The organism is Geothrix sp., assembly GCF_030219325.1.
Taxonomy (GTDB): Bacteria; Acidobacteriota; Holophagae; order Holophagales; family Holophagaceae; genus Geothrix.
The window spans coordinates 2609595-2624632 of sequence record NZ_CP126625.1 but is presented as its reverse complement, the minus strand read 5'-3'; the positions used below and the strand labels follow the sequence as shown (position 1 = coordinate 2624632).

Here is a 15038-nt window from a genome sequence, read left to right as displayed (position 1 = left end):
TTCAAGAGCCGGTGAATCCGCCCCGTGAGAGGAGGCGGAAGAATGTCCGTTCGCCATTCGCGCGCCCGCAGGGCGATTCGCGTCATTCGCGGTTAGCTCTCACGGCTGAGGGCGAAGAGGGCGCTGAGAGAATTCGCATGCGCATTCAATCCCGCGGTCTCCGCGGCTCCGCGTGAGCTTCTATTCTTCGTGTTCTTCGTGGAGGCATTAAAGGCCATACAGGAAGCAGAGCAAGGCCGACAACCAGGTTTCCATTTGCCTTGGATATTTGTTGATATTACTCGTACCGCAAAGCCTCGATGGGATCCTGCTTGGCAGCCTTCAGCGCGGGCCGCGGGACCCGCTCCGCGAGGCCAAGCGAAGCGCAGGCCGAGTGGGAGGACGCGCCGGAGGCGCGTCCGTTCGCGGGGGAAGGTCCCACTCCGATTCAGGGGGGCAATGCCCGACTGAATCGGGAGGATGCCCCATGCGGGGGCATCCAATCGTGGGTTGGGCGCCGTGCGTCGAGCCGAAGGCGAGCGCCCAGGCGCTGGCCCACGGGCGTTGGAAGAAGCTACTCGTAGCGAAGGGCCTCAATCGGATCCTGCTTGGCAGCCTTCAGCGCGGGCCACAGCCCGAAGATCAGCCCTACGGCCGTGCTGACGCCGAAGCCGAGGGCGATGCTCCAGAGGGGGGCGGCGGCGGGGAAGTCGAAGACGAGGCGCACCAGCATGGCGATGCCCAGGCCCACGGCAATGCCGATGGCGCCGCCCACGCCGGTGAGGGTGATGGCCTCCACCAGGAACTGCATGGCGATGTCCTTGCGGGTGGCGCCCAGGGCCTTGCGCACGCCGATCTCGCGCGTGCGCTCGGTGACGCTCACCAGCATGATGTTCATGACGCCCACGCCGCCCACCAGCAGGGCGATGCCCGCGATGAGGATCATGGCCCCGGCGATGCCGCCGGTGATGGCCCGGAAGGTCTCCAGCTGGCCCTCGCTGGTGAAGATGGCGAAGTCGTTGGGTTCCTTGGCCTTCAGGCCCCGCCGGGTGCGCAGGATCGAGATGCCCTGGTCCGTCATGGCCTGCTGTTCCTTGGGATCCCTGGGGATCGTGGCGATGTGGATGGTGTCCCCGTTGCTGTTCTTCACGTCCGGGAACATCTCGTCGAAGGTGCTGAAGGGGATGCACACGATGTTGTCCGCGCTGCCGCCCAGGAAGGAGCCCCGCTTCTCGAGCAGGCCGATGACCCGGAAGGCCACGCCGTTGATGAGCAGCTCCTGGTTGATGGGATCGCGGTGGAACCAGAGGGCGTCGGCCACGTCCGGTCCGACGACGGCGGTCCGTGCCGAGTGGCTGACGTCGGCATCCCCGAAGAAACGGCCATCGGTGATGCTCGCATTGTTGGCCGGGGCGTAGTCGGGCACCACGCCGGCCAGGGTGGGGCCGTTGGCCTCCTTGCCCTTCCGGTTCTTGAAGGTGGTGGAGGCGGCGAGGCCGGGCAGGTTGAGGTAGCGCTCGGGGCTCACCGCCGCGGCCAGGGTGTTCAGGCGCTTCAGGGCCTGGGCGTCCTCCAGGGTCAGGTCGCGGCGCTTGCGCTGCTCTTCTGGGGGGCCCGTGGGGCCGCCGCCGAAGCGGGGCTCGTACTTCTGGTACTGCACCAGGGTGGTGCCGAAGCTGGAGAAGGCGCCCGTGATGGCGTCGTTGAAGCCCGCGACGAAGCTCACCATGGCGATGACCGTGGCGACGCCGGAGACGATGCCCAGCAGGGTCAGGAAGCTGCGCAGGCGCTGCACGAGGATCGAGCGCATCGCGAAGCGGACGTTCTCGAGCCCCATGCTGCGGATGGCTGAGCGGGCGCGTGCGGCTGCCATGGTGGCTCCTACTCCGCCCGCAGGGCGTCGATGACGGGCAGGTTGGCGGCCCGGCGGGCCGGGAGGAAGCCGGCCAGCAGCCCCACCACCGTGGAGAGACCCACGCCCATCAGGACGATGCCCACGGTGATCTGGGCGGGGAAGCCCGTCGCCGCCTTGACCAGCAGGGCGATGGCCCCGCCCAGGAGGACGCCCACCACGCCGCCGGCCATGGAGAGGAGGGAGGCCTCCAGCAGGAACTGGCGCTGGATGTCCCGCTTCCGCGCCCCCAGGGCCATGCGCACGCCGATCTCCTGGGTGCGCTCCGCCACGCTCACCAGCATGATGTTCATGATCACGATGCCGCCCACGCCCAGGGACACGGAGGCGATGAGGGTGAGCAGCACGAAGGTGGCGGTGCTGATCTGGCGCCAGAGCTCCTGGAGCTGGTCCTGGGTGAGGAAGCCCACGGGATCGGGATCCCGCCAGGAGGTGTGGCGCATGGCGCGCAGGAAGGCCCGGGTCTCGTCGATGGATTCGCTCAGGCCCTCCACGCCGCCGCGGGCCTTGATGAAGTAGTCCAGGGGATCGTTGGGGGCGAAGAAGTTCTTCCGGTAGACCTGGAAGGGGATGACCACCAGCTGGTCGCGGTTGATGCCGAGGCCCTTGCCCTCCTTCACCATGTGGCCGATGACGCGGAAGGGCTGGCCGCGGACCAGGATCATCCGGCCGATGGGATCCTGGTTCGGGAAGAGTTCCTCCTTGATGTCGGCGCCGATGACGGCCACGTTCTGGGCGGATTCGTCCTCGCCCTCGGTGAAGAAGCGGCCGTTGCCACCGGTCTCCAGGTTCAGGATCCGGGCGAAGTTGGCGGTGCTGCCCACCACGAAGGTGTCCGCCAGCCGGTGGGTGCCGTAGCTGACCGGGAGCGTCTTGAAGGAGCGCGTGGCGGTCAGCGAGGCATGGCTGAGCACGCCGCTGCTGATGCGCTGGTACTCCTCCCAGGTGAGCTGGGGCCGCTTGATGGCCTGGAGGAACTCCTCGCGGCTGCGGATGATGCCGAAGCGCGTGACGATGTACATGTCGGGCGCGAGGACGATCACCTTCTCCTGCACGTAGCGGTTCAGGCCCGTGATGATCCCCACCACGCCCACGATGGTGGTGACGCCGATGATGATGCCCAGCAGGGTCAGGAAGCTGCGGAGCTTGTGGGCCCGGATGGCCCGGAGGGCCACCCGGAACAGCTCTTGATAGTTCATGGGGCTAGCCCTTCTTCTCGTCCTTCTTCTTGCTCTTGTCCTCGCGGACCAGCTCGCCGCCCTTGAGGTCGCGCAGGATCCTGAACGGTCCGGTGATGACGGTCTCGCCGCCCTTGAGGCCGTCCAGCACCTCCACGTTCAGGTCACCCAGGAGGCCGGTCTTGACCGGGAGGAACTTGGTCTTGCCCTGGCCGTCGAAGAGCCAGACGCCCTCCTCGTCCCGGGGCGCGCCGGGCTTCAGCGTCTCGCCGGCCTTGGGCTTGATCTCCCGCGTCACCAGGGACTGGATGGGGATGGCCAGGACCTGGTCGCGGCTGCCGGTGAAGATGTCCGCCTGGGCGGAGAGGCCGGGCTTGATGGTGAGGGGCGGGTTCTTGATCCAGACCTTGACCTTGAACTTGATGGCCTCGTTGGCGCTGAGCTTCAGGATGGGGCTGCCGCCCACTTCGGTGACCTCGCCGTCGAAGGTCTGGTTGGGGTAGGCGTCGATGCGCACCTGGGCCTTCTGGGCCAGCTTCACGGTGGGGATGGAGGCTTCGTCGACTTCCATCTCGGCCTCGACCTTGCTCATGTCGGAGACCGTCACCAGCACGGTGCCGGCGGAGTTCTGGATGCCGGGCACGGCCGTCTCCCCCAGCTCGATGCGGCGGGCGGTGACCACGCCGTCCATGGGCGCGGTGATGGTGGAGTTCTGGAGACCCACGTGGGACTGGCTGAGGTTGGCCTTGGCTTGGTCCGCCCTGCGGCGGGCGGTCTCCTGGGCGGCCTTGGCCGTGTCGAAGGCCGTCTTGGCCCGCTCGAAGTCGGCCGCGGAGATGATGCCGGCGTCGCGGTTGGCCTTGGCCCGGTCGAAGTCCGAGCGGGCCTGGGCCAGGTTGGCCATGGCCGAGATCAGGTCCGACTGGGCGGCCTGCAGGTTGGCCTGCATGGCTTCCGTGCTGGCCTTGGCGCTGCGCGGGTCGATCTCCATGAGGAACTGGCCCTTCTTGACCCGGTCCCCCTCCTTGACCGCCAGTTTGGTGACCTGGCCCATCACGTTGGCTGAGATGTCGGCCTTGGTCACCGCCTGGATCTTGCCGTTGGCGCTGACCTTCGACTGGAGGTTCTCCCGTCCGACCTTGGCCACCTGCACGGCCAGGCCCTTCTCCTGCATGCCGGCGATGGCGACGCCGCCCACCAGGAGGACCGCAAGCCCCCCGCCGAGAATCCACAGCTGCTTCCGCTTCATGTCGAAGACCTCCCCAAGGGGCAATTCATGCATAAGCTTCGCCTAGGTGGGCTCAAGGTTTAGTGAATCTCTTGATCGTAAATGAAAATTATTTCCATTGACCAGGGTTGAATTGAATTAGAAAATGCTTTCATCTGGAGAAGACGCCCGTGCCACATGCCTTTCCCCGCGCCGCCCTGATCCTCCTGTTGGCCGCGGGCCTCCCGGTCGGAGTGGCACGGGCCCAGTCCCCGCCTGCACCACAGCCGGCGGAGGACCCGCAGAAGGCCCAGGAGGAGCGGCTTCGCAAGCTCGAAGAGGAAGTGCAGGCCCTGAAGGCGGCCCAGGCCGCGCCCCGGGCGGAAGCCCCCCCGCTGGGCGGGGCCGGGGGGTCGGCGGCCAAGGCCCTGAACCCGGACATCAGCCTGAACGGCGACTTCCGCGGATCGGTCGGCCGCAACGACGTGCGTCCCGTGCCCGGCCTGGAGATGCACGAGGCCGAGCTGGGTCTGCAGTCGGTCATCGACCCCTATTCCAGGGGGGACGTGTTCCTCTCCTTCGGCGATGGCGGGGTCAGCGTGGAGGAGGCCTTCGTCACGCTGACGGCCCTGCCCGGGGAGTTCGTGGCCAGGGTCGGCAAGCTGCGGGCCGCCTTCGGCAAGGTGAACGCCACGCACAACCACGCGCTGCCCTGGACGGACCGTCCGCTGGTGACGGAGAACCTGGTGAACGGCGAGGACGGCATCAGCGACATGGGGCTGTCCGTGAGCCGCATCCTGCCCGCGCCGGGAGACCTCTTCCTGGAGGCCACCGCCCAGGTGTTCCGCGGGGATTCAGGCGACCTGTTCAAATCCAGCCGGAAGAACGACCTGAGCTTCGTGGGCCACCTGCGGGGCTATGAGGACTTGACCGAGAACACGAACCTGGAGCTCGGCTACTCCTACGCCCAGGGGCACAACGACCTGGGGCACGACTTCCTGACGAAGCTCCACGGCGTGGACGTGAGCCTCCGCTGGAAGCCGCTGCGGCGCTCGATCTACAACTCGCTCCTGTGGCGGACCGAGCTCGTGTGGAGCCGCCGCGATCAGCTGCCGGTCCAGCAGCGGGCCTTCGGCTTCTACTCGAGCCTCGAGTACCGGCTGGACCAGCGCTGGACCCTGGGGGGCCGGTACGACTGGTCCGAGCGGGCCGCGCAATCCAGCCAGCTGGACCGGGGCGCCTCGGCCCTCCTGACCTACTGGATGAGCGAGTTCAGCCAGGTGCGGGGGCAGTACCGCTTCACCCGGTACGACGGTCATCAGGATGCGAGCGAACTGCGCCTGCAGCTGGTGTTCGTCCTGGGAGCGCACGGCGCCCACCCCTTCTGATCGTCCCAGGCCATGATGGGCCAGCACCTTTCCCACCCTTGAAGCATCCCCGAGGCACCCGATGAAGATCCAGTGGCAGACCCGCCGATCCCTGGTGATGGCCCTCCTGATGGCCGCCTTCGCCGCCCAGCCCGTGCTGGCCGACGGGAAGCTCAACGTCGTCGCCGCCACCACGGACCTGGGGTCCCTGGTCAGCGAGGTGGGCGGCGACCGGGTGAGCGTGACCGCCATCGCCCGCGGGTACCAGGATCCCCACTTCGTGGAGGCCAAGCCGAGCTTCCTGCTGAACCTGCGCCGGGCCGACCTGGTGGTGGTGGTGGGGCTCGAGCTGGAGATCGGCTGGCTGCCACCCCTCATCACCCAGAGCGGGAACCCGAAGATCCAGCCCGCCGCGCCCGGCTACTTCGATGCCTCGCGGTTCGCGGAGATCCTGGAGATCCCCACCGCGCAGGTCTCCCGGGCCATGGGGGACGTGCACCCGCAGGGCAATCCCCACTACTGGCTGGATCCCAAGAACGGCCTGCGGGTCGCCACGGGCCTGGCCCAGAAACTCACCCAGATGAGCCCCGGGAACGCAGCCTACTTCCAGCAGCGGCTCGAGGACTTCCGGAGGCGCCTGACCGACGCGGAGCGCCGCTGGGATGACGCCATGAAGCCCTACCGGGGCCGGAAGGTGGTCACCTACCACCAGTCCTGGCCCAACTTCGTGAAGCGCTTCGGGCTGCAGGTGGTGGACTACGTCGAGCCGCGCCCCGGGATCCCCCCCAGCCCGGCGCACGTGGTGGAGCTCATCGCCCTCATGAAGCGCCAGGGCGTGAAGCTGATCCTGGTGGAGCCCTACTTCGACCTGAAGACGCCCCAGAGCGTAGCGCGGGAGACGGGCGGGCAGGTGGTGGTCCTGATGCCCTCCGTGGGCGGCGACAAGGACACGGGCGACTACATCAAGCTGTTCGACTACGACGTGAACCTGCTCGTCAGGGCATTCCAGCAGGCAAAGTAGCCCGCGCGATCAAGGGAAGGACGACCCATGGACATTCTCCAGTTCCTGCTGGCGCCGCTTGCGGCGAGCCTGATCCTCACGGGCATCCACGCCTACCTCGGCGTCCACGTCGTGGAGCGGGGCGTCATCTTCGTGGACCTCGCCCTGGCCCAGATCGCGGCCCTGGGGGCCATCGTGGCCCTCATCATGGGCTTCGACCCCCACGGCACGTCCGCCTACTGGATCAGCCTCGGGTTCACCTTCCTGGGCGCCTTCGTCTTCTCCGTGGCGAGATCCAAGCGGGCCCACATCCCGCAGGAGGCCTTCATCGGCATCGCCTACGCCGTGGCGTCGGCCGCCGCCATCCTGGCCATGAGCAAGGCCACGGGCGAGACCGAGCACCTGAAGGACATGCTGGTGGGCAACATCCTGGCGGTGTCGTGGGCCGAGGTGGGGAAGACCGCCGCCCTGTACGGCGTCATCGGGCTCTTCCACTTCATCTTCCGGAAGCGCTTCCTGCTGATCTCCATGAACCCGAAGGAGGCCGAGGCCCAGGGCATCTCGGTCCGCCTGTGGGACTTCCTCTTCTACGCGTCCTTCGGCCTGGTGGTCACCTCCAGCGTGGCCATCGCCGGCGTGCTGCTGGTGTTCTGCTACCTGATCGTGCCCTCCGTCGGGGCGATGCTCTTCACCGACCGCATCGGCCCCCGGCTGGCCATCGGCTGGACCATGGGGACCCTGGTCTCGGCCCTGGGCGTGTTGTTCTCCGTGAAGCTGGACACGCCCACGGGGGCCACCATCGTCTGCACCTTCGGCGGCGTTCTGGTGCTGATGTTCCTGGTGCACCTGGTGGTCTACCACAAGCGCGGGTACGCCGAAAAACACCGCCTCGCCGGCGCCGGGGACCGGGCCTACGAGGCGGAGCGGAAGTAGATCGGGCGGGCCGGGCGGCTACTTCGTCTTGGTGAAGGGGTGCTCGAAGCTCAGGTAGAGGAAGATCGCCTTCTCGCCGCGGCTGGCCCCCACGCCGATGGGCGCGGCGATGCCCGGCACGATCTGGAGGCCGCTGGGGAAGTTGTAGGCCCAGCGGATGCCGGGGCTCAGGTAGGTGGCGGTCTGGACCTGGGTCTGGTCGGGGCCGATGACGGCCTGGCTGCGGGTGTGGACGTACTCCAGCATCAGGTTGAAGCGGGAATTGACGAGCCAGATGAAGCTCTGGCCCAGGGCCAGGTCCTGGGTGGTGGCCTTGTCGCCGAGGGGGTTCTTGGCGTTCGGGGTGCGGGTGGCGCCCACGTTGGAGTGGGCCACGAGGGTGTCGGTCAGGACCACGCTCACCGGGAACATGACCTGGATGCCGGTGGCGCCGCGGCCGTAGCCGGTCTTCTCGTCCCCGGTGGGCAGCAGGACGGACAGGCGGGGCGCGATGGCCACCTTGGCCTCGCCGTCGCCGAGCAGCTGGTAGCGGTAGTTGAGGGCGACATCCCCGAAGGCCTGCTTGCCGTCGAGGGAGGCCAGGCGCTGCCAGGGCAGGGTATAGCTGAGCTGGTGGGTGATGCCGCCCACGGGCCATTCCTGGGTGAAGGTGTAGATCCAGTCCTTGGATTCCTGGAAGCGGGTGAAGGTGCTGATGTGCTGCACCACGCCGGGTTCCTGGTTGTAGGCCTCCTCCACGAGGAAGGAGTTGTCCTGGATGGGGCCTTCCTTCTTCTCCTGGGCCGTCAGCGAAGCGGCGAGGAGGAGGGCGGGAAGGAGCCGGTAGAGGAGGGGGGAGGTTGGGTTCGTCATGTTTATGATCCTGAGTCTCAATTGTAAAACATTCAAGACATCCTGGTTCCCAAGTGACGATGATCACCTGATCCGGGGGGGACTGAAGGGTCGACTGTCATCCCTACTTAACATCGAATGGAAATGGATCGGCTTGATTCTGTGCAGGGTGCGCCCGGCCGGGGGGCGGATACTTAGTGATACGATGGTCTTTCCTCTGACCCTGTCTGGAGCCCGCATGAAGCCCCGTTCCCTGGCCCTGTCCCTTCTGGGTTTCACCCTGGCCGCCGCCTCCCTGCGGGCCGAAGAAGGCATGTGGACCTTCGACAACCTGCCCACCAAGGCCATCCAGGCCAAGTACGGCTGGGCGCCGGATCAGGCCTGGCTGGACCACCTGCGCCTCTCCTGCCTCCGCTTCCCGGGTGCCTCGGGCTCCTTCGTGAGCAGGGACGGTCTGGTGCTCACCAACCACCACGTGGGCCGCGGCTGGATCCAGCGGGTGAGCAGCAAGGAGCACGACTACGTCAAGAACGGCTTCAGCGCCGCGAACCGCGAGGCCGAGATCAAGGTGCCCGGGCTCGAGCTCGTGACCCTCATGGCCATGGACGACATCACGGATCGCCTCTCCCGGGCCGTGCCGGCCGGCACCCCCGAGAAGGAGGCGCTGAAGCTCCGGGACGCGGAAATCGAGAAGATCAAGAAGGAGATGCAGGAGAAGAGCGGCCTCACCTGCGAGCACGTGAGCCTCTACCAGGGCGGCGAGCACTGGATCTACAGCTACAAGAAGCACACCGACGTGCGGCTGGTGTTCGCGCCCGAGCTGCAGGTGGCCCTGTTCGGCGGCGATTTCGACAACTTCACCTATCCCCGCCACAGCCTGGACATGACCCTCTTCCGCGTCTACGAGAACGGCCAGCCCTACCAGCCGAAGGATTTCCTCAAGTGGACGGAGACGGGGCTCAAGGCGGGCGACCTCACCTTCGTGACGGGGCACCCCGGCCGCACCAACCGGCAGGACACCCTGGCCCAGATGGCCTACGCCCGCGACTTCGCCCTGCCCATGGGCCTGAAGGACCTGGAATCCCGCCGGCAGGGTCTGATCGAGTTCGGGAAGGCCTCCCCGGAGGCGGCGCGCCAGGTCGAGACCCAGATCCTCGGCATCGAGAACGGCCTCAAGGCCCGCAGCGGCTACCTCGCCGGCTTGAAGAACAAGGAGGCCCTCGCCCGCATCCAGGCGCACGAGGAGGCCCTGCGCGCCAAGGTGGCCAAGTCGCCCGCGCTCCAGGCCCAGGCGGGCCAGAGCTGGACCCGGATCGAGCAGGCCATGAAGGCGGCCCGGGGGCTCATCAAGGACCAGAGCTACGTCGGCACGGCCCATTCCACCCTGCTGGGGCATGCCCTCTCCCTGGTGCGCATCACCGACCAGGAGGCCCTGCCCAGCGACCAGCGGCTGCCCGAGTACAGCGACGCCAGCCTGAAGACCGCCAAGGCCCGCCAGGGCGTGCCCGCCCCCTTCTACAAGGAGCAGGAGATCTTCATGTTCACGCGCGGGCTGGCCCAGGCCGCCCGGGAGCTGGGCCCCCAGCACCGCTTCGTGAAGGCCATGCTGGGCGGCAAGTCCCCCGCCGAGGTGGCCAAGGCGGCCGTGGAAGGCTCCAGGCTCAGTGATCCCGAGGTCCGCAAGGCCCTCCTGGCCGGCGGCAAGAAGGCCGTCGCCGAGAGCTCGGACCCCATGATCCTCCTCGCCCGGAAACTCGAACCCATCACCCGGGAGCTCCGGAAGAAGCAGGACGAGCTGGTCACCAGCGTCGTGGCCGAGCACGGCGCGCGCATCGCCAAGGCCCGCTTCGCGGTCTACGGCAAGAACACCTATCCCGACGCCACCTTCACCATGCGCCTCACGTACGGCCCCGTGGCCGAATACAAGGCCAACGGCACCCTGATGCAGCCCTTCACCACCATCGGTGGCCTCTATGATCGCCACGACGGCTGGGGCGGCAACGCGGCCCGGGCCCACGACGGCGCCTGGGTCCTGCCGCAGCGCTGGATCGACCGGCGCGGCGCCATGGATCCCGCGGTCCCCTTCAACTTCGCCCACAAGGTGGACATCATCGGGGGCAATTCCGGCTCCCCGGTGATCGACCGCAAGGGCGAGCTGGTGGGTCTCATCTTCGACGGCAACATCGAGATGCTGCCCGGCAACTACTACTACGACGAGGCGGCCAACCGCGGCGTCTCGCTGGATGCCCGCGCCATCCTCCACGCGCTCGACAAGGTCTACGGCGCCACCGCGCTCGTGGCCGAGCTGACCGGCAAGTAATCCTTCCGCCCTCCGGAGACACCATGCGCCGCCTTACCGCCCTTGCCCTCCTGCTCGCCCTTCCCGCGCTGCGCGCCGAGGAGGGCATGTGGACCTTCGACAACCTGCCCCTGAAGCAGCTGAAGGAGAAGTACGCCTTCGAACCCTCGAAGGACTGGATCGACCACGTGCGCCTCTCTACGCTCACCCTGGGCGGCTGCACGGGCTCCTTCGTGAGCGCCGACGGCCTCGTGCTCACCAACCACCACTGCACCCGCGGCTCCATCCAGCGCCTCTCCACCAAGGAGCGCGACCTGGTGAAGAACGGGTTCGTGGCCACCACCCGCGAGCAGGAGCTCAAGATCCCCGGCCTCACGTACCGCACGCTCATGGCCATGGAGAACGTGACCGAGCGCGTGGCCAGGGCCGTGCCCGCGGGGCTCTCCGAGAAGAAGGCCGCCGAGGCCCGCGCCAAGGAGCTGGATGCCATCAAGGCCGAGCTGGAGAAGCAGGGCGGCCTCACCTACGACGCCGTGAACCTCTACCAGGGCGGCGAGACCTGGATGTACGGCTTCAAGGTCTTCAAGGACGTGCGCCTGGTGGCCGCGCCCGAGATCGCCGTGGCGGCCTTCGGCGGTGACTACGACAACTTCACCTACCCGCGGCATGACCTGGACTTCTCCCTCGTGCGCGTCTACGAGAACGACAAGCCCTACAACCCGCCCCACCACCTCACCTGGAGTACCGAGGGCCTGAAGACCGGCGACCTCACCTTCGTGGTGGGCCACCCCGGCCGCACCAGCCGCCTGCAGACCTTCGCCCAGATGAAGTACGACCGCGACCTGGGCATCCCCGCCTACCTGCGCTCCGCGGACCGCACGCGCGGCATCCTCGAGGAGTACGGCAAGCGCAGCGCCGAGCACGCCCGCCAGGTCCAGACCCTCATCCTCGGCGTCAACAACGGCGCCAAGGCCAACGAGGGCGCCCTGGCCGGCCTGAAGGATCCCGAGGCCATGAAGCGCATCGAGGCCGACGAGAAGGCCCTGAAGGCCGCCGTGGCCAAGGACCCCAAGCTGTCCGCCACCACGGGCCAGAGCTGGACGAAGATCGAGCAGGCCCTGAAGACCCAGGCCGGATTGGCCAAGGAGACCCAGTACGTGGGCGCCGCCCGCTCCACCACCCTGGGCCAGGCCCTCGCGCTGGTGCGCCTTGGCGAGCAGCTGGACCTGCCCGTGGAGAAGCGCCTCACGGAGTACCGCTCCGAGAGCGGCCTCAAGACCCTGAAGACCCGCCTCGCCGGGCCCGCCACCGGGATGATGGGACAGGCGCCCAACCCCGAGCAGGAGACCCTCCTCTTCACCCGCGGCCTGGAGGATGCGGCCAGGGAGCTGGGCCCGAAGCACCCCTTCGTGGGCGCGATCCTCGGCGGCCGCAAGCCCGCCGACGTGGCCAAGGCCCTGGTGGAAGGCACCAGGCTGGCCGACCCCGCCGTGCGGAAGGCCCTGGTCGAGGGCGGCGCCAAGGCCGTGGCCGAGAGCACCGATCCCATGATCCAGTTGGCCCGCAAGCTGGAGCCCACGCTGCTGGCCCTCCGCAGGAAGCAGGACGGCGTGAAGGCCATCCTCGACGAGCACGGCGCCCGCATCGCCAAGGCCCGCTTCGCCGTCTATGGCAAGACCCTCCCCCCCGATGCCACCGGCAGCCTGCGCATCACCTACGGCGCCGTGTCCACCTACCCGGCCAACGGCACCCTCATCCAGCCCTTCACCACCTACCTCGGCCTCTACGACCGCCACCTCGGCTGGGGCGGCAACCAGGCCAAGGACCACACCGACTGGAACCTGCCCCAGCGCTGGCTGGACCGCATGGGCCAGCTGGACCTCAAGACGCCCCTCAACTTCTCCCACACCGTGGACACCACCGGCGGCAACTCCGGCAGCCCCGTGGTGAACCGCAAGGGCGAGCTGGTGGGCCTGCTCTTCGACGGCAACATCGAAGGCAATGCCGGGCGCTACTTCTACGACGAGAAGGTGAACCGCAGTGTCTCCGTGGATGCCCGCGCCATCCTCGAAGCCCTGGTGAAGGTCTACGACGCGCCCCACCTCGCCGCCGAACTGACAGGCAAATAGGATTTTTTTCACCGCAGATGACGCAGATTGCGCAGATGGAATGACCCTCCACCACTGAACGGTTCATATCTGCGTCATCTGCGACATCTGCGGTTCCCGTTGTTCATCCCCGGAGTTTTCTATGCGTTTGACTGCCCTCGCCCTCTTGCTTGTCCTGCCTGCGCTGCGCGCGGACGAGGGCATGTGGACCTTCGACAACCTGCCCACCAAGAAGATCCAGGCCAAGTACGGCTGGGCGCCGGACCAGGCCTGGCTGGACCACGTGCGCCTGTCGGCCGTGCGCTTCCCCGGCGGCTCGGGCTCCTTCGTGAGCAAGGACGGCCTGGTGCTGACCAACCACCACGTGGGCCACCACTGGACCCAGGTGGTCTCCGACGCGCAGCACGACTACGTGAAGAACGGCTTCGTGGCCATGGGCCGCGACCAGGAGCTCAAGGTGCCGGGGCTGGCGCTCTACACGCTGCTCGAGATGGAGGACGTGACGGCGCAGGTGGAGAAGGCCGTCCCGGCCGGCGCCGACGAGCAGGCCGCGGCCAAGGCCAAGGCCGAGGCCCTGGCGGCCCTGGTGAAGGAGCAGGGCGCGAAGACCGGCCTCGACTGCCAGCCCGTCACGCTCTACCAGGGCGGGCAGACCTGGATCTACCGCTACAAGAAGCACACCGACGTGCGCCTGGTGATGTCCCCCGAATACGGCGTGGCCGCCTTCGGCAAGGACTGGGACAACTTCAGCTGGCCCCGGCACGACCTGGACTTCAGCCTCTTCCGCGTCTACGAGAACGGCAAGCCCTACGCGCCGGCCCATCACCTGGCCTGGACCGGGAAGGGCGTGGCCTATGGCGACCTGACCTTCACGGTCGGCCACCCCGGCCGCACCTCGCGGCTGGAGACCCTGGCCCAGATGGAGGCCAAGCGCGACGTGACCAATCCCCTGGCCCTCCGCGGCCTGGACCGCATGCGCACCTCGCTGCGCGCCTACGCGGCCCAGGGCGGGGAGCAGGCCCGCGTCGTCTCCGACCAGCTCATGGGCGTCGAGAACGCCTACAAGGTGGTGGCCGGCGAGACCGATGGCCTGCGGGACAAGGTGGCCATGGCCAAGGTGGCCGAGGCGGAGAAGGAATTGCGCACCAAGGTGGACGCCGATCCCAGGCTGAAGGCCTCGGCCGGCCAGAGCTGGGCGAAGGTCGAGGAGGCCGTGGCGCAGCAGAAGGCGGGGGCCCCGGAGGCTTCCCTCCTCGGCGCCATGCGCAGCGAGACCCTGGGTAGCGCCCTGGGCCTGCACCGCTACGCCGTGGAGATGGCCAAGCCCGCCGACCAGCGCGCGCCGCAGTACCGCGACGAGAAGTCCCTGGCCGGCCTGAAGGCCCGTCTCATGCGGATCGATCCCGCCGCCGCCGGACAGGAGGCCTTCGCGTTGCAGGGCTTCCTGGCCACCGTGCAGCAGGAGCTGGGCGCGGCCCACCCCGCCACCCAGGCCCTGCTGGCCGGGAAGTCGCCTGAGGCCGCGGCCAAGGCCCTGCTTGCCGGTTCCAAGCTCGGCGATCCGGCCCTGCGCAAGGCGCTGGTCGAAGGCGATCCCAAGGCCATCCTCGAGTACACCGACCCGGCCCTGGTCCTGGCCCGCCAGCTCGCCCCCAAGCTGGATGAGGTCCAGAAGAAGCAGCAGGCCCTGCAGTCGGTGATCTCCGAGCACCTCACGCGCATCGCCAAGGCCCGCTTCGCCGTCTACGGCACCTCCACCTATCCCGATGCCACGTTCACGCTGCGCCTTTCGTACGGCGCCGTGGAGACCTACCCCCTCTCCGGCACCCTCGCCCAGCCCTTCACCACTTTTGCCGGGCTCTACGACCGCGCCGCCGCCTGGGGCCCCAAGGCCGAGGAGGGTTCCTGGGAGCTGCCGGCCCGCTGGGTCGAGCGCCGCGACAAGCTGAACCTCTTCACGCCCTACAACTTCATCACCAGCAACGACATCATCGGCGGCAACTCCGGCAGCCCCGTGGTGGACAAGCGGGGCGAGCTGGTGGGCCTGGCCTTCGACGGCAACATCGAAAGCAATGCGGGCCGGTACTACTTCGACTCGCGCGTGAACCGCTGCCTCTCCGTGGACGCCCGCGCCATCGTGGAGGCCCTGGACAAGGTCTTCGACGCCAAGCACCTGGTGACCGAGCTGACGGGCAAGAACTGATTTTTAACCGCAGATGACGCA

General features: G+C 67.9%; 10 protein-coding genes. 6 read left to right on the top strand and 4 right to left on the bottom strand.

Translation table 11 applies throughout. The features are described from left to right. Positions 1 to 553 precede the first annotated feature (553 nt). From QOZ81_RS11725 to QOZ81_RS11715, 3 genes are read right to left on the bottom strand one after another with little or no spacing between them, the layout of a single operon-like run. Positions 554 to 1852, bottom strand: coding sequence for an ABC transporter permease (locus QOZ81_RS11725; RefSeq protein WP_291206345.1), 1299 nt, complete (start codon positions 1850 to 1852; stop codon positions 554 to 556). A gap of 8 nt (positions 1853 to 1860) precedes the next feature. Continuing rightward, complete coding sequence (locus QOZ81_RS11720; RefSeq protein WP_291206348.1) at positions 1861 to 3090, bottom strand: ABC transporter permease; 1230 nt, start codon at positions 3088 to 3090, stop codon at positions 1861 to 1863. 4 nt (positions 3091 to 3094) lie between these two features. Further along, positions 3095 to 4318, bottom strand: a complete 1224-nt coding sequence (locus QOZ81_RS11715) for an efflux RND transporter periplasmic adaptor subunit (RefSeq protein ID WP_291206351.1) — start codon at positions 4316 to 4318, stop codon at positions 3095 to 3097. Between the two features lie 149 nt (positions 4319 to 4467). Here QOZ81_RS11715 and QOZ81_RS11710 point away from each other — a divergent pair, with 149 nt between their 5' ends. The 3 genes from QOZ81_RS11710 (at position 4468) to QOZ81_RS11700 (ending at position 7576) form a co-directional block, all read left to right on the top strand. Continuing rightward, complete coding sequence (locus QOZ81_RS11710) at positions 4468 to 5664, top strand: TonB-dependent receptor (RefSeq protein WP_291206354.1); 1197 nt, start codon at positions 4468 to 4470, stop codon at positions 5662 to 5664. Between the two features lie 61 nt (positions 5665 to 5725). Beyond that, a complete protein-coding gene (locus QOZ81_RS11705; RefSeq protein ID WP_291206357.1) occupies positions 5726 to 6664 on the top strand; it encodes a metal ABC transporter substrate-binding protein in 939 nt (312 codons plus the stop codon). A 27-nt stretch (positions 6665 to 6691) separates the two neighbouring features. Then, a complete protein-coding gene (locus QOZ81_RS11700; RefSeq protein WP_291206360.1) occupies positions 6692 to 7576 on the top strand; it encodes a metal ABC transporter permease in 885 nt (294 codons plus the stop codon). A gap of 18 nt (positions 7577 to 7594) precedes the next feature. On the opposite strand, the gene QOZ81_RS11695 is transcribed toward QOZ81_RS11700, so the two are convergent. After that, positions 7595 to 8428, bottom strand: a complete 834-nt coding sequence (locus QOZ81_RS11695; protein WP_291206363.1) for a hypothetical protein — start codon at positions 8426 to 8428, stop codon at positions 7595 to 7597. A 217-nt stretch (positions 8429 to 8645) separates the two neighbouring features. Between QOZ81_RS11695 and QOZ81_RS11690 the strand changes: the two genes are divergently transcribed. The 3 genes from QOZ81_RS11690 (at position 8646) to QOZ81_RS11680 (ending at position 15017) form a co-directional block, all read left to right on the top strand. Then, the gene (locus QOZ81_RS11690; protein ID WP_291206366.1) at positions 8646 to 10727 is read left to right on the top strand and encodes a S46 family peptidase; all 2082 of its coding nucleotides are present in this window, start codon (positions 8646 to 8648) and stop codon (positions 10725 to 10727) included. Between the two features lie 23 nt (positions 10728 to 10750). Then, complete coding sequence (locus QOZ81_RS11685; protein ID WP_291206369.1) at positions 10751 to 12835, top strand: S46 family peptidase; 2085 nt, start codon at positions 10751 to 10753, stop codon at positions 12833 to 12835. A 121-nt stretch (positions 12836 to 12956) separates the two neighbouring features. After that, positions 12957 to 15017: a S46 family peptidase gene (locus QOZ81_RS11680; protein WP_291206372.1), complete on the top strand. Its 2061-nt coding sequence runs from the start codon at positions 12957 to 12959 to the stop codon at positions 15015 to 15017. Positions 15018 to 15038: the final 21 nt, after the last annotated feature.

Coding starts and splice junctions, on each gene's coding strand:
- QOZ81_RS11725 (WP_291206345.1), bottom strand. CDS start 1,852: ATGGCAGCCGCACGCGCCCGCTCAGCCATCCGCAGCATGGGGCTCGAG.
- QOZ81_RS11720 (WP_291206348.1), bottom strand. CDS start 3,090: ATGAACTATCAAGAGCTGTTCCGGGTGGCCCTCCGGGCCATCCGGGCC.
- QOZ81_RS11715 (WP_291206351.1), bottom strand. CDS start 4,318: ATGAAGCGGAAGCAGCTGTGGATTCTCGGCGGGGGGCTTGCGGTCCTC.
- QOZ81_RS11705 (WP_291206357.1), top strand. CDS start 5,726: ATGAAGATCCAGTGGCAGACCCGCCGATCCCTGGTGATGGCCCTCCTG.
- QOZ81_RS11700 (WP_291206360.1), top strand. CDS start 6,692: ATGGACATTCTCCAGTTCCTGCTGGCGCCGCTTGCGGCGAGCCTGATC.
- QOZ81_RS11695 (WP_291206363.1), bottom strand. CDS start 8,428: ATGACGAACCCAACCTCCCCCCTCCTCTACCGGCTCCTTCCCGCCCTC.
- QOZ81_RS11690 (WP_291206366.1), top strand. CDS start 8,646: ATGAAGCCCCGTTCCCTGGCCCTGTCCCTTCTGGGTTTCACCCTGGCC.
- QOZ81_RS11685 (WP_291206369.1), top strand. CDS start 10,751: ATGCGCCGCCTTACCGCCCTTGCCCTCCTGCTCGCCCTTCCCGCGCTG.
- QOZ81_RS11680 (WP_291206372.1), top strand. CDS start 12,957: ATGCGTTTGACTGCCCTCGCCCTCTTGCTTGTCCTGCCTGCGCTGCGC.